The organism is Streptomyces sp. NPDC107546, assembly GCF_055639175.1.
Map to the genome: position 1 here is coordinate 23,526 of NZ_JBVKBA010000001.1, position 23,427 is coordinate 46,952.

The following is a 23,427-nucleotide window of genomic DNA, read 5'->3' on the forward strand; positions in this document are numbered from 1 at the left end:
GGACGGTCCCGTCTCGCTCGCCGGCGATCTCCGACCCGAGTCACCGACCGCCATCACGTCGGCCGCGTCCGCCTTCGGCTTCCGTCAGCCGCGCCGCCGCCACCCGGCCGAGCCGAACTCCCCCGGTCCGCCGGCCGAGGAAGGCTGCACCGCGGAGATCGCCGACAGCCAGGTCCGCTGGTGGGAGGCCATCGCCTCCGGCGGCGGGCTGCCTGCTGCCCTCTGGATCTCCGCCATGCACTGCTCCTCAGGCGTGGCCTCAGTGGTCTCGGGGTCTCATGCCACCGCGTTCAACAGGTCGGCCAGCACATCGGGCCGTTCCAGGGCAATGAAGTGGCCGGCCTTCGGCACCTGCGTGAAGTCGGCGGCCGGCAGCAGTTTCTTGTCGGCTTCCCGGTCCGATGGCCGGGACCAGTCCTTCTCTCCGTAGACGAGGTGGACGGGTGCCTTGACCTCGGGATAGCGCGAGCGGGCGGCGATGAGGCCGGGCAGGTTCTGGTACACGGCCCGGGCAACGGTCGGGTAGCCGGGGCGGCTGCCCACATGGAGGAGCTCGTCCACGTAGTCCTCACGCAGTGCGCTCTTGTCGCCGAGGCCGCCCTGCAGGATCTTGCCGAGGGCGGCCTTGGGCTCCACCCCGGCGATCACCGGGCCCACTCCCGGAGTGAGGACACCGCTGACCACCACACGGGCCAGGAGACCGGACCGGGCGATTCCACCGCGGAAGTCGTACGTGTTCACCGCGACGACGCGCCGTACCCGCTCCGGCAGATCGGCCGCGGTGGTCAGGGCGAGCACCGCCCCCATGGACTCGCCGACCAACGTCACGTCCTGGAGGTCCAGTTCGGTGAGGAGCCGCTTGACGCCCGCGCGCATCGCCGGTTCGTCGTACGACGCACCGGGCACGATCTCGGAGTAGCCCATCCCCGGCAGATCGAGGGCGTACACGGTGTACCGGTGCGAGATCAACGGGATGAGGAGACGGAAGTGCTCGGCCTGCGTGCGCACGGTGTGCAGCAGGACCACGGGAGCACCGCTGCCCGCCTTGAGGTAGCGCAGCGTTCCCTCGCGGCTGTGGCGTCCCGCGCGCGGCGCGATGGTGTGGCTGGTGGTCCCCGGAACGTGAATCGTGGGACGTGACCCCTGGCTGGGCATCTCGCCGGCTCCCGGTCCTACTTCGCCAGCTGGGCGTACAGCCCAGCCAGGTCACCCGCCAGGCCCGCCTTCACCTGTCGCGAGATGTCGTCGGCGAGCACCTCGTACGCTCCCGTCTCGACGCCGTCGAGGGCGAGTGCGGCGACGTCACGGGGGTCGGACTTGGGGGCGTCGACATCCGCCGTCAGGCCCGTGTCCACGTATCCCACGTGCAGTCCGGTGACCGCGATGCCGCGCGGCTGAAGCTCCAGGCGCAGGGAGTTGGTCTGCGACCACAGGGCGGCCTTGGAGGCACTGTAGGAGCCGCCGAGGGCCAGCCAGGAGAGCACGGAGTGCACGTTGAGGATGTGGCCGCCGCCGTTGCGCTCGATGAGGGGCACGAAGGCCCGGGTGACCAGGAGCGGGCCGTAGAAGTTGGTCTCGAACTCCCGGCGTACGTCGTCGACCGGGGAGTCGAGGAAGGACGCGCCGACCGCGGCACCGGCGTTGTTGATCAGTACGGTGACGTCTTGCGCCTGTGCGGCGGCCGCCGCCACGGAAGCCGGGTCGGTGACCTCCAGTGCCACTGGGACAGCGTCGGGATGCGTCACGCCGCGCGGGTCGCGGGCCGTGGCGTAGACCTTGCCGGCGCCGCGCGCGTACAGCTCTTCCACCAGTGCCTTGCCTATGCCCCGGCTGCCGCCGGTGACGAAGACGTTTGCGCCCTTCAAAGCGGTCATGACTGCCTCCACAGAATGGAAAACCGATCGGTTTCCATCAAGGTAAACCGATTGGTTTCCAGGCGCAAGCTCAAGGAGGGGGCCGGCCGCGTGGGGTCTACGTCGCCATGGAGGTGGAACCGATCGATTTACGGTGGTGAAACTGATCGGTTTCTCGCCGTGGAGGCGAGTCTTGAACCCGACTCGCCAGGAGCATCGGATGACTGCAGCGCGCGGCCAGGTCGACCATGCCCTCGGTAACACCCGCAACGACATGGGGCCACTGCGCGTACACCGCCCGCTGTGGCCCCGGTGTGTGTCGCCCTGCAGGGACGGCCGGGCGCGCACACCGTCATGGCCCGGCGACGGACTTTCCCGCGGGCCGTCGCCGAGCCTCTGTCCGGACACTCTCTGGAAACCGATCGGTTTTCATTTCGCCCGTTTCCGGTTAATCTCGCCGTATGACCACCGAAGTGAAGGCAAGTCCCCGAGAGCGGCTGCTGGAGGCGGCGGCCACGCTCACCTACCGAGAGGGTGTCGGCATCGGCATCGAGGCGCTGTGCAGGGCGGCGGGGGTGTCGAAGCGCTCCATGTACCAGCTGTTCGAGAGCAAGGACGAACTGCTGGCAGCAAGCCTGAAGGAGCGCGCCTCTGCCTACGTGGCGACCCTCCTCCCCGCGGCGGACGACGTCCGTTCACCCCGTGAGCGGATTCTGTACGTCTTCGAGCAGGTGGAATCACAGGCGGGTGCACCCGAGTTCCGCGGTTGCCGGTATCTGGCGGTACAGATCGAGCTCAAGGATCAGAGGCATCCTGCGAGCCGGGTGGCCCACGAGGTCAAGGAGAACCTGACGGCCTTCTTCCGTTCCGAGGCCGAGAAAGGTGGCGCAAGCGATCCCGACCTGCTGGCCCGGCAGCTCAGCCTGGTCTTCGACGGCGCCAGTGCCCGCGCGGGAATCCGAGCCGACAAACTGACGGGGCTCATCGCGCCCACGGTGACCGCCCTGCTCGACGCAGCGGCCATGCGCTGACGCATCACCTTCCCAGAACCTCCTTACGGCCCGGTGCTCGGCCTCGTCAGCGTCACCGGCGACCGTGGAAAGGCGTCGTCCAGGCCGCTGTCCGCTCGCAGGCCCAGCGTCAGCCTCTCCTGGTGGCATACGGGCCGTCTCCGCAGGTGGAGGCAGGTCATGTCGGCCGCTGTTGCCAGGAACCGATAAAGGGGGTTCCTGCGACCGCCTACCCTTGACGCATGACCAGCAGCAGCGACCGGAGCCCCGCAGTGGACGTTCACGCACCCAAGAGCTATGAGATCCGCACCTACGGGTGCCAGATGAACGTCCACGATTCCGAGCGATTGGCCGGGCTGCTCGAAGAGGCCGGGTACGTGCGCGCGCCCGAGGGGGCCGACGGCGACGCGGACGTGGTCGTCTTCAACACCTGCGCCGTGAGGGAGAACGCCGACAACCGGCTCTACGGCAACCTCGGCCGCCTCGCGCCGAAGAAGGCCGTCCGGCCCGGCATGCAGATCGCCGTCGGCGGCTGCCTGGCGCAGAAGGACCGCGACACCATCGTGAAGAAGGCGCCCTGGGTGGACGTCGTCTTCGGTACGCACAACATCGGCAAGCTGCCCGTTCTGCTGGAGCGCGCCCGCGTGCAGCAGGAGGCGCAGGTCGAGATCGCCGAGTCGCTGGAGGCGTTCCCGTCGACGCTTCCGACGCGGCGCGAGAGCGCGTACGCGGCCTGGGTGTCGATCTCCGTCGGCTGCAACAACACCTGCACCTTCTGTATCGTCCCGGCGCTGCGCGGCAAGGAGAAGGACCGCCGCCCCGGCGACATCCTCGCTGAGGTGGAGGCCCTGGTCGCCGAGGGTGTCTCCGAGATCACGCTGCTAGGGCAGAACGTGAACGCCTACGGCTCCGACATCGGCGACCGGGAGGCCTTCAGCAAGCTGCTGCGTGCCTGCGGGAAGATCGACGGCCTGGAGCGCGTCCGCTTCACCTCCCCGCACCCGCGCGACTTCACCGACGACGTCATCGCGGCCATGGCCGAGACGCCGAACGTGATGCCGCAGCTGCACATGCCGCTGCAGTCCGGCTCGGACGCCGTGTTGAAGGCGATGCGCCGGTCCTACCGCCAGGAGCGCTACCTGGGGATCATCGAGAAGGTGCGCGCCGCCATCCCGCACGCCGCGATCACCACCGACATCATCGTCGGCTTCCCCGGGGAGACCGAGGAGGACTTCGAGCAGACGCTGCACGTGGTGCGCGAGGCGCGGTTCGCGCAGGCGTTCACCTTCCAGTACTCCAAGCGGCCCGGCACCCCGGCCGCCGAGATGGAGAACCAGATCCCCAAGGAGGTCGTCCAGGCGCGCTACGAGCGGCTCGTCGCCCTCCAGGAGGACATCTCCTGGGAGGAGAACAAGAAGCAGGTCGGCCGCACCCTGGAGCTGATGGTCGCCGAGGGTGAGGGGCGCAAGGACGGTGCCACCCACCGGCTGTCCGGCCGCGCCCCCGACAACCGCCTGGTCCACTTCACCAAGCCGGAGCAGGAGGTGCGCCCGGGTGACGTGGTGACCGTCGAGGTGACCTACGCCGCCCCGCACCACCTCCTCGCCGAGGGGTCCGTCCTCGACGTGCGCCGCACGCGGGCGGGCGACGCGTGGGCGAAGCGGAACGCGGCGGAGGCGGCCAAGCCGGCCGGAGTGATGCTGGGTCTGCCGAAGATCGGCGCGCCCGCGCCGCTGCCGGTGGCCACCGCCGGCGCCTGCGGCTGCGACTGACGCAGCCGTCACCGCCGTACGCGGCGCCACCGTCACCGCCGTACGCGGCGCCACCGTCACCGCCGTACGCAGCCTCCGGCCCGGTTAGGCTGCGGATCATGCTTGTCGCCGCCGCCGTCTGCCCCTGTCCGCCCCTGCTCGTGCCCGAGGTCGCCGCGGGTGCGGCGCCCGAACTGGACGGCGCCCGTGCCGCCTGCAAGGACGCGCTGGGTGTGCTCGCCGCCGCCCGTCCCGACCGGCTCGTGGTCGTCGGGCCCGCTGGGGAGGGCGAGGAGGGCACCTACGCGGAGGGCGCGCGGGGGTCGTTCCGGGGCTTCGGCGTGGACGTCGACGTGCGGCTGGGCGCGGGCGGCACGGCTCAGGAGCGTGAGCTTCCGCCGTCGCTCGCGGTCGCCGCGTGGCTGCTGGAGCGCACGCGCTGGGCCTGCGCGCCGGTAGAGGGGCTGGGAGTGCCGGAACTCCTCGCCCCGGAGCGGTGCGCCGAGGTCGGAGCCGGGCTCGCCGCCCAGGCCGAGCGTACGGCCCTGCTCATCATGGGCGACGCCAGTGCGTGCCGCTCGGTGAAGGCACCGGGCTACCTGGACGAGCGCGCGGCCGACTTCGACGCGGAGGTCGCGCAGGCGCTGGGGGCGGCGGACGTGACGGCCCTGAGGTCCCTTGACCCGGCCCTGGCCCACGAACTGCAGGCCCGCGGCCGGGCACCCTGGCAGATCCTCGCGGGCGCGGCGGAAGGCGTACGCCTGTACGGCAGCCTGCTGTACGACGAGGCGCCGTACGGCGTGGGGTACGTGGTGGCCGCCTGGTCGTAGCGGTCCCGTGAGTGCGGCCGCCGGGCTCGGGAGGCCTTTGCCGGGGTACCGCGACACGGCGGACGGCCGGGAGGCCGTGGCCCCGCGGCCGTCCGCCGATGGGTGACGCGCTGTCCGGAGCGTGTTCAGGACGCCGAAGGCGGCTGTGGTGTCTCCGGGGGCGCCGCTTCGCCGGTCGACGGGCCGGTGTCCCGGTGGGCGAGGCGCTCCACCGCGTGCTTCGCCTTGTCCGTGCCCGTGTGGATCTTGTCGCTGTACTTGCCCTTGGTCCGTTCGTCGATCACCTTCGCGGCCTTGTCGAGACCGCGGTCGACCTTGTCCTCGTGCTGCTGCGCGAGGCCCGAGACCCTGGCTTTCAGGTTGTCCACGAGGCCCATGGTCCACCTTCCCTGGCTCTTCCCTGGCTCAAGCGGTTACGTACGGGCGCCCTCGTCGGCCTCGTCGTCGGCGGCCTTCTCGGCGGACTTTTGCTTCGGGATCCCGACCCCGTCGTCGGCGGCGGCCTCCGCGCTCTTCTGCGGCGCTCCCTCCGGCTTCCCGTCGGACTCGGCCGCGCCCGCGTCCTTCACCTCGTCCGTCGCCCCCGCCTCGGCACCCTCGACCGCCTGTGCGGACTCCGCCTCGGCCGACCGGCCCTCCTCCGTCGTCCTCGGCCTGCGGAGAAGCCGTGCAAAAACGCCCATATCAACTCCATACGTTACTCGCGCGGGCGAAATACCGCGTAGCCCGGTGTGTCCCATTGCGTCGCCCCAGGTCACCCGTTCTCGAACCGGTGACCGGAACCACGCAACAGGCAACGACCCCCCGATCGGGGCGTCACGTAACTCGTTCGAGGCGGGGTCCGGAGGTTTGCGAGACTGTTGCGGTGAGTAGTGCAGCCCCCGCACCGCGGGTCATCGCCGTCGTCGGTCCGACCGCGGCCGGAAAGTCCGATCTGGGAGTATTCCTGGCCCAGCAGCTCGGCGGGGAGGTCGTCAACGCCGACTCCATGCAGCTCTACCGGGGGATGGACATCGGCACCGCCAAGCTGACGCCCGAGGAGCGCGGCGGTGTCCCGCACCACCTGCTGGACGTCTGGGACGTGACGGTCACGGCGTCCGTCGCCGAGTACCAGCGCCTCGCCCGCGCCCGTATCGACGCGCTGCTCGCCGAGGGCCGCTGGCCCGTCCTGGTGGGCGGCTCGGGGCTGTACGTGCGCGGCGCGGTCGACAACCTGGAGTTCCCCGGCACCGACCCCGAGGTGCGCGCCCGGCTCGAGGAGGAGCTCGCCCTGCGCGGCTCCGGAGCACTCCACGCGCGCCTGGCGGCCACCGACCCGGAGGCCGCCCGGGCGATCCTGCCCGGCAACGGCCGCCGGATCGTCCGGGCCCTGGAGGTCATCGAGATCACCGGCCGGCCCTTCACCGCCAACCTGCCGGGTCACGACTCGGTCTACGACACCGTCCAGATCGGCGTCGACGTCAGCCGGCCCGAGCTGGACGAGCGGATCGCGCGCCGGGTCGACCGGATGTGGGAGGCGGGGCTCGTGGACGAGGTACGGGCGCTGGAGGCGCGGGGCCTGCGCGAGGGCCGTACGGCGTCGCGCGCGCTCGGATATCAGCAGGTGCTCACGGCGCTCGCGGGGGAGTGCACGCTGGAAGAGGCGCGCGCCGAGACCGTACGCGCCACCAAGCGCTTCGCGCGCCGTCAGGACTCCTGGTTCCGCCGTGACCCGCGGGTGCACTGGCTCAGCGGTGCCGCGGACGACCTCGGGGAACTTCCGCACCTCGCGCTGGCGTTGATCGAACGACCGGTTACAGCCTGATCACGTGATGGCATCGGGACGCTCCGGCCGTCATCCGGGCCTCATGCGACATGCCATCATCGAGCTTCGATCGACCGAGTGAGTCCGAGTTGGGAGGGCGCGTGGCGATGGAGGCCGGCCCTCGCGACACCGCACAAGGCGCGCAGCACGGGACCGCGCAGGACGAGGACCCAAGGCTCAGTTCCGACGGTCCCGACGAGCAGCTCCCGGGCGGTGTGACCGCCGACGGGCCGGACATGGACGAGCTGTCCACCGGGCCCGAGGTCGAGGTCGAGCTGCGCCCGCAGCGTCGGCTGCGGATCTGGCAGCTCGCCCCCATCGTGGGGCTGGCCGCGGTCGGCTCCCTGATGTTCGCCTTCCCGCTGGCGTTCGAGTTCGGCGACGGCGGTGCCGTGGTCGCCATGCTCGGACTGCTGATCTGCTCGTGCGCGGCCGGCTGGGGCATGATGGCCGCGCGACGCGTCGGTCACACCTGGCCCGGCCTGCCGCAGCGCGGCTCCGGACGGCGCCCGGACTGGCGTGTCGTCCTCGGGTACGCCGCGGTGGTCGTCGCGGTCGTCGCACTGGCCGTGTGGCGCGTGGCCCGGCTGCGCTGACCGCCCTCGCCGGACGCGACTGGCGCCGCTGCCCTACCGACCTCGCCGTACACCGCTGTCGTACCCACCCCGTACGATCGAGGAATGAGCACGCGGATCGCCTTCCTCAAGGGTCACGGCACGGAGAACGACTTCGTGATCATCCCGGACCCCGAGAACGTCATCGACCTGCCCCCGGCCGCCGTCGCCGCCCTGTGCGACCGCCGCGCGGGCATCGGCGGCGACGGTCTGCTGCACGTCGTGCGCTCCGCCGCGCACCCCGAGGCCGAGGAGATGGCCGGGGAGGCGGAGTGGTTCATGGACTACCGCAACAGCGACGGCTCGGTCGCGGAGATGTGCGGCAACGGCGTACGGGTGTTCGCGCGCCACCTCCAGCGCGCCGGTCACGTGACCGAGGGCGATCTCGCGATCGCCACACGCGGGGGTGTCAAGACCGTCCACCTCGCGAAGGACGGCGATGTCACCGTCGGCATGGGCCGGGCCGTCCTGCCCGCGGGGGAGGTCACGGTCAGTGTCGGCGAGCGCAGTTGGCCCGCGCGCAACGTGAACATGGGCAACCCGCACGCGGTCGCCTTCGTCGACGACCTCGCGCACGCAGGGAACCTGTTCACCCCGCCCCCCTTCAGCCCGGCCTCCGCCTACCCGGACGGGGTGAACGTCGAGTTCGTGGTCGACCGCGCTCCTCGCCACGTCGCGATGCGCGTCCACGAGCGCGGCTCCGGGGAGACCCGCTCGTGCGGCACGGGCGCGTGCGCGGTGGCCGTCGCCACGGCCCGCCGCGACGGCACGGACCCGGCCGTGACGGGCACCCCCGTGACGTACACCGTGGACGTCCCGGGCGGCACCCTGGTGATCACCGAGCGCCCGGACGGCGAGATCGAGATGACCGGCCCGGCGGTGATCGTCGCCGAGGGCGAGATCGACGCCGAGTGGCTCCGGACCGCGGCCCGCTGACGCGCGCGGCTCGACGACGTCGTCGCGCGGGCTGAAGTCCCCGGGCGAACGGGTGGGAGGAGTCTCCCCCCCGGCTCCTGCGGCTGCCCGAACTCGAGCCATGGTGCGGCCCTTTGAGGGGGCGAACGGACGGCGCGCCGAAGCACGGCGTGGCACGCGGGCGGTGACGTGGCGCACCGCACGGTGGCCGAAAAGGGCGCTCGGCCTTGCCGCCGTACGGCTCGGGATCACAGCCCCAGCCGCTTCCCGTGCTCCGATCCCCAGCTCCGGGCCGGTGGAAACGCCGGAATCCATGGCCGGAGCGAATTCCCCTGGCGGAAACGCGTAAACCTTCAGGACATCGCTCGAATGGGTGATCCGTTTCACGCTCGGCGAGAGCCGGTCGGGCAGGCGTGGTGGGCTCGATAGCATCAAGCACCGGCCGGGACGGGGAACCGTCGCGAGCCCCTGCGCCGCGAACGCCAGCAGGCACTCCGTCCGCCGGTCGACGCAGCCGGAGGTGCCCAATGAGTGCGGAGGCCACGAACCCTGCCGACCCCGCCCCTGCAACGCCCGGGGTCCACCGAAGGAAGAGCCGCGCCCGGCTCGACCTGCGCCGGCTGGGCCGGGCCGCGCTGCTCGGCCCCGCCACCCGCGACCGGTTGCCCGACGCGATCGGCCACGTCGTCGAGGCCCACCGCGCCCACCACCCCGACGCGGACCTCGAACCGCTGCGCCGGGCCTACCTGTTGGCCGAGTCCTCGCACCGGGGACAGATGCGCAAGAGCGGCGAGCCGTACATCACGCACCCCCTTGCCGTGACGCTGATCCTCGCCGAACTGGGTGCCGAGACCACGACCTTGACGGCCTCCCTGCTCCACGACACCGTCGAGGACACCGATGTGACGCTCGAGCAGGTGCGCGAGGAGTTCGGCGAGGAGGTGCGCTACCTCGTCGACGGTGTCACCAAGCTGGAGAAGGTCGACTACGGAGCGGCCGCCGAGCCCGAGACCTTCCGCAAGATGCTCGTCGCCGCCGGCAACGACGTCCGCGTGATGTCGATCAAACTCGCCGACCGGCTGCACAACATGCGCACGCTCGGCGTGATGCGGCGGGAGAAGCAGGAACGCATCGCCAGGGTCACCCGGGACGTGCTCATCCCGCTCGCCGAGCGCCTCGGCGTCCAGGCGCTCAAGACCGAACTCGAGGACCTCGTCTTCGCGGTCCTGCACCCCGAGGAGTACGAGCACACCAGGGAACTCATCGCCGAGAACACGGCGCACGGCGACGATCCGCTCGCCGAGACGGCCGACCAGGTGCGCACGGTGCTGCGCGAGGCCGGGATTCCGGCCGAAGTCCTCATCCGGCCACGGCACTTCGTCTCCGTCCACCGCGTCTCCCGCAAGCGGGGCCGGTTGCGCGGCGCGGACTTCGGGCGCCTGCTGGTGCTCGTGAACGAGGACGCCGACTGCTACGCGGTCCTCGGGGAACTGCACACCTGTATGACCCCGGTGGTCTCGGAGTTCAAGGACTTCATCGCCGTCCCCAAGTTCAACCTGTACCAGTCGCTGCACACCGCGGTCACGCGGGCGGGCGGCGAGGTCGCCGAAGTCCTCATCCGCACCCACCAGATGCACAAGGTCGCCGAGGCCGGAGTGATCGCGCTCGGCAACCCCTACGCCCCCGCCTCCGACGATCCGGCCGACGGCGAGCGCGCCGACCCCACCCGGCCCGGCTGGCTCTCCCGGCTGCTTCAGTGGCAGCAGGCGGCGCCGGACACCGACACCTTCTGGTCTTCGCTGCGCGAGGACCTCGCCCAGGACCGGGAGATCACCGTGTTCCGCCCCGACGGGGGCGCGCTGGGGCTTCCGGAAGGCGCCAGTTGTGTGGACGCGGCCTACGCACAGTACGGGGATGACGCGCACGCCTGTATCGGCGCCCGGGTCAACGGCCGGCTGGCGACGCTGAGCACAGTCCTGAAGGACGGCGACACCGTGCAGCTCCTCATGGGCCAGGACCCGGCCTCGGAGCCGTCCCGGGAGTGGCTGGAGCACGCCCACACGCCGGCCGCGCGGATCGCGATCCAGCGATGGCTGGCGGCGCATCCGGTGTCCGCCGAGACCCCCGGTGGCGCGTCGGCGCCGGACGCCCGGGACCCGCTGGACGGCGCCGACGCGCACGCCACCGGCCTCGGGACCGCCGCACGCCCGCCGGCGCTGCCGGCGCGCCCCACCACGGACGCGCCCGGCGTGCGCGCCGCCAACGCCGTCGTGGACCTGCCCGGCGCTTCCGTGCGGCTCGCGGGCTGCTGTACGCCGGTGCCGCCGGACGAGGTCACCGGCTTCGCCGTGCGCGGGGGCGTGGTGACCGTGCACCGCGTCGAGTGCGCCGGAGTGGAGCGCATGAAGAACGCCGGGCGCGAGGAGGTCGGTGTGCGCTGGGGGGACACCACCGAGTGCCGGGTCACGCTCGTCGCGGAGTCCTTCGGCCGCCCGCACCTGCTGGCGGACCTCACCGAGGCCATCGCTCTGGAAGGCGTCGCCATCGTCTCGGCCACGGTCGAGCCCCCGAGCCAGCAACGCGTACGCCACACGTACACGCTCCAGCTCCCGGACGCCTCCCATCTGCCGTCCCTGATGAGAGCGATGCGGAACGTGCCGGGGGTGTACGACGTGAGCAGAGCCCAGCACCCTGCGACGACCGTGCACTGACGCCGACGACGACCGTCCTGACGCTGTCGCAGGGGTTGCCTGTCCGGGCCGTCGAGCCTCCCCCGTACCGCCTCCGCCGGACGTTCCCGTTCGGCCGCCGCCGGACCCGCCAGGCGGCCCTCACCCGATCAGCCGTCCCCCCGGCTGAACCCGTTCGGGTGGGACCGATGCGCGTCGGACACGTCCGCGGAGTGCGCGCTGATAGCGGTGTTCCATGCCGCTCAGCCTTCGTTCCGTCACGCCACGTGTCCGCCGTGCCCAGGCGGCCCTGCTCGCCTGTGCCGTCTCCGGCTGTCTGATCGCCGCGAGCGCCCCTTCGCCCGCAGACCCCCTCGGCGTCGGCGACCGGCTCTACCCCACGCTCGGCAACCCCGGATACGACGTCCGGTCGTACGACCTCTCCTTCACCTACACCGGCGACAACAGCAAGCCGCTCGCCGCCGTCACCACCATCAACGCCCGCACCACCCAGCGGCTGGAGCGCGTCAACCTCGACTTCGCGCACGGCGCGGTCGAGTCCGTCGACGTCAACGGCCTGCCTGCGGACTTCGCCGGCGCGGGGGAGGACCTGGTGATCACGCCGGGCGTCCCGCTCCCCAAGGGCAGCCTGCTGCGCATCACCGTGCGGCACACCAGCGACCCCGTCTCCGCCAAGGACCGGCAGGGCGGCTGGGTGCGCACCGACGACGGGCTCGCCATGGCCAACCAGGCGGACGCCGCCCACCTGGTCTTTCCGTGCAACGACCACCCGTCCGACAAGGCGGTGTTCACGATCCACGTGACCGCGCCGGACGACTACACGGCCGTGGCGAACGGTGTCCCGGTGAGCACGCGGCGAAGCGGGAGAACCACCACCTGGACCTACCGCACCCGACACCCCATGGCCACGGAACTCGCCCAGGTGTCCATCGGCCGCACCGCCGTCCTGCACCGCACGGGGCCACACGGCCTCCCCGTCCGCGACGTGGTCCCGGCCGAGGACCGGGCGGAGCTCGAACCCTGGCTGGAGAAGACGCCCGACCAGATCGCCTGGCTGGAGAAGAAGGTCGGCCCGTACCCCTTCGAGACCTACGGGGTGTTGATCGCCCGGGCCAAGACCGGCTTCGAGCTCGAGACGCAGACGCTGTCCCTCTTCGAGAAACACGTGTTCACCGAGCCCGCCTTCCCCGCGTGGTACATCCAGTCGATCATGGTGCACGAGTTGTCCCACCAGTGGTTCGGCGACAGCGTCACCCCGCGCACCTGGTCCGACCTGTGGCTCAACGAGGGACACGCCACCTGGTACGAGGCCCTGTACGCGGACGAGACGGCGCACCGGTCCCTGGAGACTCGGATGAAGGCCGCGTACGGACTCTCCGACGGCTGGCGCGCCTCCGGCGGCCCGCCCGCCGCGCCCAAGCCCCCGAAACCCGGCCAGAAGATCAGCATCTTCCGGCCCAACGTCTACGACGGAGCCGCCCTGGTGCTGTACGCCCTGCGCCAGGAGATCGGTGCCACCGCCTTCCAGCGCCTGGAGCGGGCCTGGGTGGCCCTGCACCACGACTCCACGGCGACCACGGCCGACTTCGCACGCCTGGCGTCCGACACCGCCGGACGCGATCTGAGCGCCTTCTTCCAGGGGTGGCTCTACGGCGAGAAGACCCCGCCCATGCCCGGCCACCCGGACTGGAAGAGCGAGCCCGCCGAGAGCGCCAAAGGCACCGAACAAGTCGGATGACGGGACGGGCCGTGCCGTGGGACCATCATCAGGTCGGCGGCGCGGCCCCCTCGGGGCGGGTGACCGGGAATCCTCCGGGGCACTCGAGCGTTGTGACAGGTGACGACGTCTGTGACGGGCCCTCCACGGCCGCCACTCCGTCACCGCAACCGGATTCCCATCGACGTAAGGACCCAATGACCTCCTCTTCTTCCCCTTCCCAGGACACCAAGCGCCTCGCGCACGCCTACGCCGAAGGTCTTCGGGCCGATGCCCTGATGGAAGAGGACGTCGCCTGGAGCCACGAGATCGACGGAGAGCGGGACGGCGACCAGTTCGACCGCTCCGAGCGCGCGGCCCTGCGCCGTGTCGCGGGCCTGTCCACCGAGCTCGAGGACGTCACCGAGGTCGAGTACCGGCAGCTGCGCCTGGAGCGCGTCGTGCTCGTCGGGGTGTGGACGTCGGGGACCGTGCAGGACGCGGAGAACTCCCTCGCCGAGCTGGCCGCCCTCGCGGAGACCGCGGGTGCGCTCGTGCTCGACGGTGTGATCCAGCGCCGTGACACGCCCGACGCGGCCACCTACATCGGCTCCGGCAAGGCGAACGAGCTGCGCGACGTCGTCCTCGAGACGGGAGCGGACACCGTCATCTGCGACGGTGAGCTGAGCCCGGCCCAGCTGATCCACCTCGAGGACATCGTCAAGGTCAAGGTCATCGACCGTACGGCCCTGATCCTGGACATCTTCGCCCAGCACGCGAAGTCCCGCGAGGGCAAGGCGCAGGTCGCGCTCGCCCAGATGCAGTACATGCTGCCGAGGCTGCGCGGCTGGGGTCAGTCGCTGTCCCGGCAGATGGGCGGCGGCAGCGGCGGCCTCGCGACCCGCGGCCCCGGTGAGACCAAGATCGAGACGGACCGGCGGCGGATCCGCGAGAAGATGGCGAAGATGCGCCGGGAGATCGCGGAGATGAAGACCGGCCGCGAGATCAAGCGCCAGGAGCGCAGGCGCCACAAGGTGCCCTCGGTCGCCATCGCGGGCTACACCAACGCCGGCAAGTCCTCCCTGCTCAACCGCCTCACCGGCGCGGGCGTCCTGGTCGAGAACGCGCTGTTCGCGACCCTCGACCCGACCGTGCGCCGGGCGCAGACCCCGAGCGGGCGGCTGTACACGCTGGCGGACACCGTCGGTTTCGTACGGCACCTGCCGCACCACCTGGTAGAGGCGTTCCGCTCCACGATGGAGGAGGTCGGCGACTCCGACCTGATCCTGCACGTGGTCGACGGATCGCACCCGAACCCGGAGGAGCAGCTGGCCGCCGTGCGCGAAGTGATCACGGACGTCGGCGCCACCGACGTACCCGAGATCGTCGTGATCAACAAGGCGGACGCGGCGGACCCGCTGGTGCTTCAGCGGCTGCTGCGGATCGAGAAGCGCGCCATCGCGGTCTCGGCCCGCACCGGCCAGGGCATCGAGGAACTGCTCGCGCTCATCGACGACGACCTGCCGAGGCCGTCGGTCGAGATCGAGGCCCTGGTGCCCTACACGCACGGCCGGCTGGTCGCGCGCGCCCACTCCGAGGGCGAGGTGATCTCCGAGGAGCACACCCCGGAGGGCACCGTGCTCAAGGCCCGGGTGCACGAGGAGCTGGCGGCGGAACTGGCGCCGTACGCCCCGGCTCCCGCGCTCTGATCCACTGCGCAAAGGTTCGAAGCCCGCTCCCTGTGACAGGGAGCGGGCTTCGCTTTCTTCACGGGTCTCCGGGGACGAACGACGGCGAGGCGGGGCGCGTCACTGGTCCGCGAACTTCCTGCTGACCCCCTCGTAGACCCCCTTGGCCACCGTGCCCAGTCGCGGCCCGGCCAACCAGCCAGAGGTCACCGGGCCGATGGAGGTGTTGGAGACCAGGGCGGGCTTGCCGTGCGCGCCCGTCTCCACCCAGCCGCCGCCGGACGCACCGCCCGTCATGGTGCAGCCGATGCGGTACATCGTCGGGTCCGTCCGCCCGAGCGACAGCCGGCCCGGCTTGTCCTGGCACCGGTACAGCTTCTGGCCGTCGTACGGAGGCGCGGCCGGGTAGCCGGTCGCGGTGATGCTGTCGACCTTCGGAACGGCCGGCGCGTCGAAGCTCACCGGGAGTGCCGAACCGACGGTCTCCTCCAGGGACTTGCCGCCGTTGCCCTGCTCCGGCGTCACATGGATGACGGCGAAGTCGTACGACGCGCCCTGGCCGCCCGTCTCGCCGCCCTGCTCGATCCACTGCTCGGAGGTCTGCGCCCAGTCACCCCACCAGACACCGTACGGGGCGATCTCCTGCCGCGTCGTGTTCCTCAACCCGGCCGCCGTCAGTCCGGAGTTGTTGTACGCCGGTACGAACGCGATGTTGCGGTACCAGCCGCCGTTCCTGCCCGCGTGCACGCAGTGGCCCGCCGTCCACACGAGGTTGGACTTCCCGGGGTGCGCGGGGTCCTCCACCACGGTCGCCGAGCAGACCATCGTGCCCTTGGGGGAGTCGAAGAACACCTTTCCCGCCGTGGGCGCGTTGTCGTGGTACGCAGGCGGCACCGCCTGCGCCTTCACCGGCGCCGGGGTCGGGTCCGTGACGCCCTGGTCGCTCGAGAGGTCGCCCGCGTCGACCTTCTTGGCAGGGTCATTGGCCTTGCGCATCCGGTCCGGGTTCCACAGACCCTTGATGATCGGGTTGATGAAATCGTCGGCCTCGCGCAGCCAGTCGTCCTTGTTCCAGTTCTTCCAGGCGCCGTTCTTCCACTTGTCGATGTCGATCCCGTGCTGCTTGAGCTTCTGCTTGATGTCGCCCGGGATCTTGATCTTGCCGTCGCCCGTGGAGGACGCGGACGCACTCGCCCCCGCGTGCGCGTCGCCGCCCGAGTCGCACGCGGTCGCGGTCAGCGCCAGCGCCACGGCGAGGCCGACCGCCGCCGGCACCGGGGAGAGTCTGCGGCGCGCACCGCCTTCCGAGCGGACGGCGAAGAGCGGTCGTATCGGTCGCATGGTGGAACTCCCCCTGGAAGGAACGGTGTCGGGCAGTGGCGTACCGCCGAGGACGACGGTGGGCAACGGATGATCGTCCGCCTCCGCTGAACGGCATCACACACTATGCGTCCGCTGTGGGGGAGTTCCCACGGAACGGCAACGGTTCGGCCACAGCCGTCTGATCCGGCCGATCGTCCCGAATCCAACGATCTTCCGCCCGCCCGCTTCCCCGCGCCGATCGGGTCGTTGGTAGGTGCGGGGGCCTGCCGTCCCGGCCCGGCCCCCGACCATCGCCTCTGAACAGCGGGAGGAACTGACGTCGTGACCGTGACGGAGACTGCGGTGGTGCCGGTGGAGGGCGCGTCGGAGGGGCGTACGGGAGCCGAGCAGGGGAGCGAGGAAGCTTCAGGAGCCGAGCGTGTGCGCGGGGCGCACGAAGGCATTCTGCGGCGGCAGTCGGCGCGCGAGTCCGCGGCGCGCACCTACGCGCGCGCCCTGCCGATCGTGCCCGTGCGGGCGCGAGGGCTCACCATCGAGGGCGCCGACGGGCGCCGCTACCTGGACTGTCTCTCCGGCGCCGGCACGCTGGCCCTCGGCCACAACCACCCGGTGGTCCTGGAGGCGATCCGGAAGGTCCTCGACTCGGGTGCGCCGCTGCACGTCCTGGATCTGGCCACGCCAGTGAAGGACGCCTTCACCACGGAGCTGTTCCGCACCCTGCCGCCCGCCCTCGCCGATCGCGCGCGCGTGCAGTTCTGCGGACCGGCCGGGACGGACGCCGTCGAGGCGGCACTGAAACTGGTGCGCACGGCCACCGGGCGAAAGGGCATCCTGGCCTTCACCGGCGCCTACCACGGCATGACCGCGGGGGCGCTCGAGGCGTCCGGGGGCGCGGGCGACGTCCGCGTCACCCGTCTGCCGTTCCCCCAGGACTACCGCTGCCCGTTCGGGGTCGCTGGCGAGCGCGGCGCCGAACTGTCCGCCCGCTGGACGGAGTCCCTCCTCGACGACACCAAGTCGGGGGTGCCGCTGCCCGCCGGGATGATCCTGGAACCGGTCCAGGGCGAGGGCGGGGTGCACCCGGCGCCGGACGCGTGGCTGCGCCGTATGCGGGGAATCACCGAGGCCCGGGCCATCCCGCTGATCGCGGACGAGGTGCAGACGGGCGTGGGCCGCACCGGACGCTTCTGGGCGGTCGAACACAGCGGGGTGGTGCCCGATGTGATGGTCCTGTCCAAGGCGATCGGCGGCAGCCTGCCGCTCGCCGTCGTCGTCTACCGCGACGACCTCGACGTGTGGAAACCCGGCGCCCACGCCGGCACGTTCCGCGGCAACCAGCTCGCCATGGCCGCCGGCACCGCGACCCTCGCGTACGTCCGTGAGAACCGCCTCGCAGAGCGCGCGGCCATGCTCGGCGCCCGCATGCTGGACCGACTCCGGGGCCTCGCCGCCGAGTTCCCGTGCGTCGGGGACGTACGCGGCCGGGGGCTGATGATCGGCATCGAGCTGGTGAACCCCGAGTCCGCATCCGACCCGGCGCTCCCGGACTCCCCGGACTCCCCGGCCTCCCTGCCCGGGGGCACCGGACCACGCCCCGCAGCGCCCGCGCTGGCCGCCGCAGTGCAGCGGGAGTGCCTGCGGCGTGGTCTGATCGTGGAGCTGGGCGGGCGGCACGCGAGCGTGATCCGCCTGCTGCCGCCGCTGACGATCACCGACGAGCAGACGGACGCGGTCCTGGACCGGCTCGCCGACGCGGTGGCCGCGGTGGCCGCAAGGCCGGTGGTCCATCCCTGAGCCCGCCCGCCCTGCCCCTCGCCGGCACGAGGACCGGGCCGACGGCCCGGCACGACCTCGGTGGACCCATGCGACCTTCACCGGCCCCGGGGTCACCGCTCCCGCACCGCACCCGCTCCCACACCGACCGGCCCGTCGCCGTACGAGCTGGAACGACCTCACGAGGTACGCCCTTGAACGCCACCCCCACCCACGCCACCCCCACCCACGACGGCCCCACCCACGACGGCCCCACCCACGACGGCCCCGCCCACGACGGTCCCGCCCACGACGGTCCCGCCCACGACGGCCCCGCCCACGACGGCCCCGCCCACGACAGCGACCTCCCCGCCTCCGACGGTCACGGCCCCGCCCCCACGCGGGGCGCCGACCACGCGCAGACCGCCGTGCCCCCGGGATCCCACACGCCCCCGGGATCCCACACGCTGCCTGCACAGCAGCCGACAACACCGGAGGCCGACGAGCCGCGCGGCACCGCCGCGGACCCTCTGGACCACCCCGACCCGCACACGGCGGCCCAGGCCGCGACCGTGGAGAACCTGCTGCGCTGCTGGGTCCGCGAGAACGACCTCCCCGCTCCCGCCGACAACACGCTGCGCATCCCGCTCCTCGCCGCCGGCACCGCCCTGCTCGTCCAGGTCCACCACTGGTCCCCCACCGGCTGGCACCGCTTCGGTCTGCCCCGTCTGGCCGGCGCCCCGGAGCAGGCCTCGCCCGTGGACGCGGTGACGGTGGCGGCACTGCTGGCACGGGAGACGGCGGGGGCCGTGGCCGCACAGGCCCCCGCCCCCGCCCCGGGCCCCGCCGCGGCCGCACCGGCCCCGGAGCCGGGCGCCGTGCCGAACCTCGTCACCGACCTGCTGGCCCGGGTCGCCGACTCCGCACGCCGCACCGCCACCTTCCTCACCGACCGCCGCGAGCGTCCCGTGGACGGCGCCGACCTCTTCCTCTCCGCCGAACAGGCCCTGCTGCTCGGACATCCGACGCACCCCACGGCCAAGAGCCGTGAGGGCCTCTCGGACACCGAGGCCCGGCTCTACTCACCCGAGCTGCGGGGCTCCTTCCCGCTGCACTGGTTCGCGGTCGCGCCGTCGGTGCGCGCGGCCGACTCGGCATGGACGGAAGGCGGCCGGCCCGTGTCCGCCGACCTGCTCACCGAACGGCTCGCCGGCCCGGACCTCCCGCTGCCCCCGGGCTTCACCGCACTGCCGCTGCACCCCTGGCAGGCGCGCGAGATCCGGCACCGCGCCGAGGTGGCAGCCCTGCTGGACGCCGGACTGCTCCGGGACCTCGGCCCCCACGGCACGTCCTGGCACCCCACCTCCTCCGTCCGCACCGTCCACCGCTCGGGCGCCCCCGCGATGCTCAAGCTGTCGCTGGGCCTGCGCATCACCAACTCCCGGCGGGAGAACCTCCGCAAGGAACTCGACCGGGGCGTCGAGGTGCACCGCCTGCTGCGCGGCGGCCTCGGCAAGCAGTGGCGCGCAGCGCACCCCGGCTTCGACATCGTCCGCGACCCGGCCTGGGTCGCCGTCGACGACCAGGACGGCAACCCCCTGGCCGGACTTGACGTGGTGATCCGCCACAACCCCTTCGCCCCGGCGGTCGACGCCTCCTGCGTCGCCGGACTCGTCTCGCCCAGGCCCCGCCCGCACCCCGACGGACAGCGGCGCCCCACCATGTGCTCCCGGCTCGCCGAGATCGTCACCCGTCTCGCCGGGCGCACCGGCCGCTCGCGCGGGGCCGTCGCCACCGAGTGGTTCCTGCGCTACCTCCACCACGTGGTCCGCCCGGTGCTCTGGCTGGACAGCGAGGCCGGCGTCGCCCTGGAGGCACACCAGCAGAACACCGTGCTCCTGCTCGACGCGGAGGGCTGGCCCGACGGCGGACGCTACCGCGACAACCAGGGCTACTACTTCCGCGCGTCCCGCCGCGCCGAACTCGACGCACGGCTGCCCGGGATCGGCGAGCACAGCGACACGTTCGTCTCCGACGAGGTCACCGACGAACGCTTCGCCTACTACCTCGGCATCAACAACGTGTTCGGTCTCGTCGGCGCGTTCGGCTCCCAAGGCCTCGCCGACGAGCGGCTGTTGCTCGCCGCCTTCCGCCGCTTCCTCGCCGACGCCGCCACCGGTCCGGACCGGCTGCGCACGTCACTGCCGGTCCTTCTGCTCGACTCACCCGTCCTCAAGTGCAAGGCCAATCTGCTGACCCGGCTGCACGGCCTCGACGAACTCGTCGGCCCGGTGGACACCCAGTCCGTCTACGTCACCATCACCAACCCGCTCCATCACTGACCTGGCCGTCACACACCGCCCTGATCCCCGAGGAACATGACCCGTCCCGTCTTCCGAGAGGAGCGTCGCCGTGTCTCCCACCGACGCGAGCACCGACACCGGCACCGCCTCCGTGGAGCCCGTCACCACCCCGGGCCCCGGAGCCGGCGCTCCATCCGGCACCGGCCCGAACTCCGGCTCCGACTGCGAGGAAACCCTCGATCTACGGCTGCCCGGGGAGTTCCTGGCGCTCCGCGTCCAGCAGGAGCCGGGCACGTCGGCCCTTCCGCCGGACGACGACCTCCTCGACCATGTCGCCGACTGGGGCGCCACGACCACGCCGGTGGGTGTCTTCCACCTCGTGCCGGTCCACCTCGGCCGCGATCTCCCGCTGATCGTGCGCTGGATGAACGACCCCGCCGTGGCGGTCTTCTGGGAACTCGCCGGAGATGCCTCGGTCACCGAGCGGCACCTGTACGCCCAACTGGCCGGCGACGGACGCAGTGTCCCCTGCCTCGGCGTGCTGGACGGCACTCCCATGAGCTACTGGGAGATCTATCGTGCGGACCTCGACCCCCTGGCCCGCAACTACCCCGCCCGTCCCCACGACACCGGAATCCACCTCCTCATCGGCGGCGTCGCCGACCGCGGGCGCGGCCTCGGCTCCGCACTGCTCCGCTGCGTCGCCGACCTCGTCCTCGACCGGCGTCCCTCCTGCGCGCGGGTCGTCGCCGAACCCGACCTGCGCAACACGCCCTCCATCGCCGCGTTCCTGAGAGCCGGCTTCCGGTTCTCCGCCGAAGTCGACCTGCCCGACAAGCGGGCCGCCCTCATGGTCCGGGACCGGGCCCTACGCCATCTGCTCTAGCGTCCTCCACCAGCTTCATCACTGTGCGTAACGAGCTTGTCCCGCATCACACCACCCCGGCACCCCCGCACCACCACATGAGCCTTCCATGCGCCGAGGGATGCAGCGCCCGTTTGTCAGTGCCGCACCGTAGGGTGGTCGCGCTATGACAAAGCCCTCACTCCCCGAACTCCTCCATGCAGCCGTCACAGCCGTCGGCGGCACGGAGCGCCCCGGCCAGGTGGCCATGGCCCAGGCCGTCGCGGAGGCGATCGACGACGGCTCCCATCTGCTGGTCCAGGCCGGCACCGGCACCGGAAAGTCGCTGGGCTATCTGGTGCCGGCGCTCGCGCACGGGGAGCGCGTGGTCGTGGCGACCGCCACCCTGGCGCTGCAGCGGCAGCTCGTCGAGCGGGACCTGCCGCGCACGGTGGAGGCGCTCCACCCGCTGCTGCGTCGCCGCCCGGAGTTCGCCATGCTGAAGGGCCGGTCGAACTACTTGTGCCTGCACCGCCTGCACGAGGGAGTGCCGCAGGACGAGGAGGACGGCCTCTTCGACCAGTTCGAGGCCGCGGCGCCCACCAGCAAGCTGGGCCAGGACCTGTTGCGGCTGCGCGACTGGTCCGAGGAGACGGAGAGCGGCGACCGCGACGACCTCACCCCGGGCGTCTCCGACCGCGCCTGGGCCCAGGTGTCGGTGTCGTCCCGGGAGTGCCTGGGCGCCTCGAAGTGCGCGTACGGCGCCGAGTGCTTCGCAGAGACGGCCCGTGAGCGGGCCAAGCTCGCCGAGGTCGTCGTCACCAACCACGCGCTGCTCGCGATCGACGCCATCGAGGGTGCCCCGGTCCTCCCGCAGCACGAGGTGCTGATCGTCGACGAGGCCCACGAGCTGGTCTCCCGGGTGACGGGCGTGGCCACCGGAGAGCTCACCTCCGGCCAGGTCAACCGTGCGGTGCGCCGCGCGGCGAAACTCGTCAACGAGAAGGCCGCCGACCAGCTCCAGACGGCAGCCGAGGGCTTCGAGCGGCTGATGGAGCTGGCCCTGCCCGGCCGTCTGGAGGAGATCCCGGAGGACCTCGCGTACGCACTGATGGCGCTGCGCGACGCCTGCCGCACGGTGATCTCCGCGATCGGCGCGACCCGCGACAAGTCCGTCCAGGACGAGGACGCGGTGCGCAAGCAGGCACTGGCCTCCGTGGAGAGCGTGCACGACGTGGCGGAGCGGATCACCAACGGCTCCGAGTGGGACGTCGTCTGGTACGAGCGTCATGACCGCTTCGGCGCCTCTGTGCGCGTCGCCCCCATGTCTGTGTCGGGGCTGCTGCGGGAGAAGCTGTTCGCGGACCGCTCGGTCGTCCTCACCTCCGCCACGCTGAAGCTGGGCGGCGACTTCAACGGCGTCGGGGCATCACTGGGCCTGGCCCCCGAGGGCACGGAGGGCGACGACGTGCCGAAGTGGAAGGGCGTGGATGTCGGATCCCCGTTCGACTATCCGAAGCAGGGCATCCTGTATGTCGCGAAGCACCTGTCACGCCCCGCCCGGGACGGCGAGCGTGCGGACATGCTGGACGAGCTGACGGAGCTGATCCAGGCGGCCGGCGGCCGCACCCTGGGCCTGTTCTCATCGATGCGGGCCGCGCAGCTCGCCGCGGAGGAGCTGCGCACCCGTATCCCCGAGTTGCCGATCCTTCTCCAGGGCGAGGAAACCCTCGTGGAGCTGATCAAGAACTTCGCGGCGGACCCGAGGACGTGCCTCTTCGGCACACTGTCGCTCTGGCAGGGCGTCGACGTCCCCGGCCCCAGCTGCCAACTGGTGGTCATGGACAAGATCCCCTTCCCGCGGCCCGACGACCCGCTGATGAGTGCCCGCCAGAAGGCCGTCGAGGAGGCCGGGGGCAACGGGTTCATGGCCGTCGCGGCCACGCACGCCGCGCTGTTGATGGCACAGGGCGCCGGCCGGCTCGTACGGGCGTCCGGTGACAGAGGTGTGGTCGCCGTCCTGGACCAGCGGCTCGCCACGGCCCGCTACGGCGGCTATCTGAAGGCGTCCCTGCCCGACTTCTGGTACACGACGGACCGCAACCAGGTCCGGAAGTCCCTGGCGGCGATCGACGCGGCGGCGAAGGCCCAGGGCGCGTAGCTCCCCGTCCGCATGTGCCCGCCCTCCGCGCCGGCGGGGGGCCGAGGCCACGCGCCGGCGTGGTCGCGGGGAGGGAAGAGCGCGGTCCGCGGCGGTGCACTGGCCGGGAAGGAGGGCGGTGTGCCCGGCCGCGGACAGCATGGGGCCCCGGAACCGGCGCAGGGGTCCCGGGGCCCGGATCAGGGGCGGGCGT

At 71.9% G+C, this 23,427-nt stretch carries 19 protein-coding genes; 13 read left to right on the forward strand and 6 right to left on the reverse strand.

What is annotated here, in order from left to right; translation table 11 throughout:
• Positions 1 to 84 precede the first annotated feature (84 nt).
• From ACZ7L1_RS00110 to ACZ7L1_RS00120, 3 genes are read right to left on the reverse strand one after another with little or no spacing between them, the layout of a single operon-like run.
• Positions 85 to 237 carry a hypothetical protein gene (locus ACZ7L1_RS00110; RefSeq protein WP_471432916.1) on the reverse strand — a complete coding sequence of 51 codons (153 nt, stop codon included), beginning with the start codon at positions 235 to 237 and terminating at the stop codon, positions 85 to 87.
• A gap of 39 nt (positions 238 to 276) precedes the next feature.
• A complete protein-coding gene (locus ACZ7L1_RS00115; RefSeq protein ID WP_471432917.1) occupies positions 277 to 1,155 on the reverse strand; it encodes an alpha/beta fold hydrolase in 879 nt (292 codons plus the stop codon).
• Positions 1,156 to 1,172: 17 nt separating this feature from the next.
• Positions 1,173 to 1,874 carry an SDR family oxidoreductase gene (locus ACZ7L1_RS00120; RefSeq protein WP_471432918.1) on the reverse strand — a complete coding sequence of 234 codons (702 nt, stop codon included), beginning with the start codon at positions 1,872 to 1,874 and terminating at the stop codon, positions 1,173 to 1,175.
• A 440-nt stretch (positions 1,875 to 2,314) separates the two neighbouring features.
• Between ACZ7L1_RS00120 and ACZ7L1_RS00125 the strand changes: the two genes are divergently transcribed.
• From ACZ7L1_RS00125 to ACZ7L1_RS00135, 3 genes are all read left to right on the forward strand, one after another.
• A complete protein-coding gene (locus tag ACZ7L1_RS00125; protein ID WP_471432919.1) occupies positions 2,315 to 2,884 on the forward strand; it encodes a TetR/AcrR family transcriptional regulator in 570 nt (189 codons plus the stop codon).
• A 221-nt stretch (positions 2,885 to 3,105) separates the two neighbouring features.
• Entirely contained in the window at positions 3,106 to 4,635 is a 1,530-nt protein-coding gene (miaB, locus tag ACZ7L1_RS00130; protein WP_471432920.1) for a tRNA (N6-isopentenyl adenosine(37)-C2)-methylthiotransferase MiaB, read from the forward strand.
• Positions 4,636 to 4,733: 98 nt separating this feature from the next.
• Complete coding sequence (locus ACZ7L1_RS00135) at positions 4,734 to 5,444, forward strand: class III extradiol dioxygenase subunit B-like domain-containing protein (RefSeq protein WP_471432921.1); 711 nt, start codon at positions 4,734 to 4,736, stop codon at positions 5,442 to 5,444.
• Positions 5,445 to 5,569: 125 nt separating this feature from the next.
• Here the strand turns inward: ACZ7L1_RS00135 and ACZ7L1_RS00140 are convergent, their stop codons facing one another.
• Positions 5,570 to 5,821, reverse strand: coding sequence for an antitoxin (locus tag ACZ7L1_RS00140; protein ID WP_471432922.1), 252 nt, complete (start codon positions 5,819 to 5,821; stop codon positions 5,570 to 5,572).
• A 36-nt stretch (positions 5,822 to 5,857) separates the two neighbouring features.
• Positions 5,858 to 6,127, reverse strand: coding sequence for a hypothetical protein (locus tag ACZ7L1_RS00145; protein ID WP_471432923.1), 270 nt, complete (start codon positions 6,125 to 6,127; stop codon positions 5,858 to 5,860).
• A 182-nt stretch (positions 6,128 to 6,309) separates the two neighbouring features.
• Here ACZ7L1_RS00145 and miaA point away from each other — a divergent pair, with 182 nt between their 5' ends.
• The 6 genes from miaA to hflX all read left to right on the forward strand — a co-directional run bounded on the left by miaA (position 6,310) and on the right by hflX (position 14,872).
• The gene (gene miaA / locus ACZ7L1_RS00150) at positions 6,310 to 7,248 is read left to right on the forward strand and encodes a tRNA (adenosine(37)-N6)-dimethylallyltransferase MiaA (RefSeq protein ID WP_471432924.1); all 939 of its coding nucleotides are present in this window, start codon (positions 6,310 to 6,312) and stop codon (positions 7,246 to 7,248) included.
• 107 nt (positions 7,249 to 7,355) lie between these two features.
• Positions 7,356 to 7,844: a hypothetical protein gene (locus tag ACZ7L1_RS00155; protein WP_471433503.1), complete on the forward strand. Its 489-nt coding sequence runs from the start codon at positions 7,356 to 7,358 to the stop codon at positions 7,842 to 7,844.
• Positions 7,845 to 7,928: 84 nt separating this feature from the next.
• Positions 7,929 to 8,798, forward strand: coding sequence for a diaminopimelate epimerase (dapF, locus tag ACZ7L1_RS00160; RefSeq protein ID WP_471432925.1), 870 nt, complete (start codon positions 7,929 to 7,931; stop codon positions 8,796 to 8,798).
• A 506-nt stretch (positions 8,799 to 9,304) separates the two neighbouring features.
• A complete protein-coding gene (locus tag ACZ7L1_RS00165) occupies positions 9,305 to 11,488 on the forward strand; it encodes a RelA/SpoT family protein (RefSeq protein WP_471432926.1) in 2,184 nt (727 codons plus the stop codon).
• Between the two features lie 214 nt (positions 11,489 to 11,702).
• A complete protein-coding gene (locus ACZ7L1_RS00170) occupies positions 11,703 to 13,205 on the forward strand; it encodes a M1 family metallopeptidase (RefSeq protein ID WP_471432927.1) in 1,503 nt (500 codons plus the stop codon).
• Between the two features lie 176 nt (positions 13,206 to 13,381).
• The gene (gene hflX, locus ACZ7L1_RS00175; RefSeq protein WP_471432928.1) at positions 13,382 to 14,872 is read left to right on the forward strand and encodes a GTPase HflX; all 1,491 of its coding nucleotides are present in this window, start codon (positions 13,382 to 13,384) and stop codon (positions 14,870 to 14,872) included.
• Between the two features lie 99 nt (positions 14,873 to 14,971).
• Here hflX and ACZ7L1_RS00180 read toward each other — a convergent pair whose 3' ends face one another.
• Complete coding sequence (locus tag ACZ7L1_RS00180; RefSeq protein WP_471432929.1) at positions 14,972 to 16,192, reverse strand: trypsin-like serine peptidase; 1,221 nt, start codon at positions 16,190 to 16,192, stop codon at positions 14,972 to 14,974.
• A 402-nt stretch (positions 16,193 to 16,594) separates the two neighbouring features.
• Here ACZ7L1_RS00180 and ACZ7L1_RS00185 point away from each other — a divergent pair, with 402 nt between their 5' ends.
• The 4 genes from ACZ7L1_RS00185 (at position 16,595) to ACZ7L1_RS00200 (ending at position 23,234) form a co-directional block, all read left to right on the forward strand.
• Positions 16,595 to 17,968 (forward strand): diaminobutyrate--2-oxoglutarate transaminase family protein, encoded by a 1,374-nt coding sequence (locus tag ACZ7L1_RS00185; RefSeq protein ID WP_471433505.1) that lies wholly within the window; start codon positions 16,595 to 16,597, stop codon positions 17,966 to 17,968.
• A gap of 425 nt (positions 17,969 to 18,393) precedes the next feature.
• Positions 18,394 to 20,268: an IucA/IucC family protein gene (locus ACZ7L1_RS00190; protein WP_471433507.1), complete on the forward strand. Its 1,875-nt coding sequence runs from the start codon at positions 18,394 to 18,396 to the stop codon at positions 20,266 to 20,268.
• 70 nt (positions 20,269 to 20,338) lie between these two features.
• Positions 20,339 to 21,115: a GNAT family N-acetyltransferase gene (locus ACZ7L1_RS00195; RefSeq protein WP_471432930.1), complete on the forward strand. Its 777-nt coding sequence runs from the start codon at positions 20,339 to 20,341 to the stop codon at positions 21,113 to 21,115.
• 145 nt (positions 21,116 to 21,260) lie between these two features.
• Positions 21,261 to 23,234 carry an ATP-dependent DNA helicase gene (locus ACZ7L1_RS00200; protein WP_471432931.1) on the forward strand — a complete coding sequence of 658 codons (1,974 nt, stop codon included), beginning with the start codon at positions 21,261 to 21,263 and terminating at the stop codon, positions 23,232 to 23,234.
• Positions 23,235 to 23,427 lie beyond the last annotated feature (193 nt).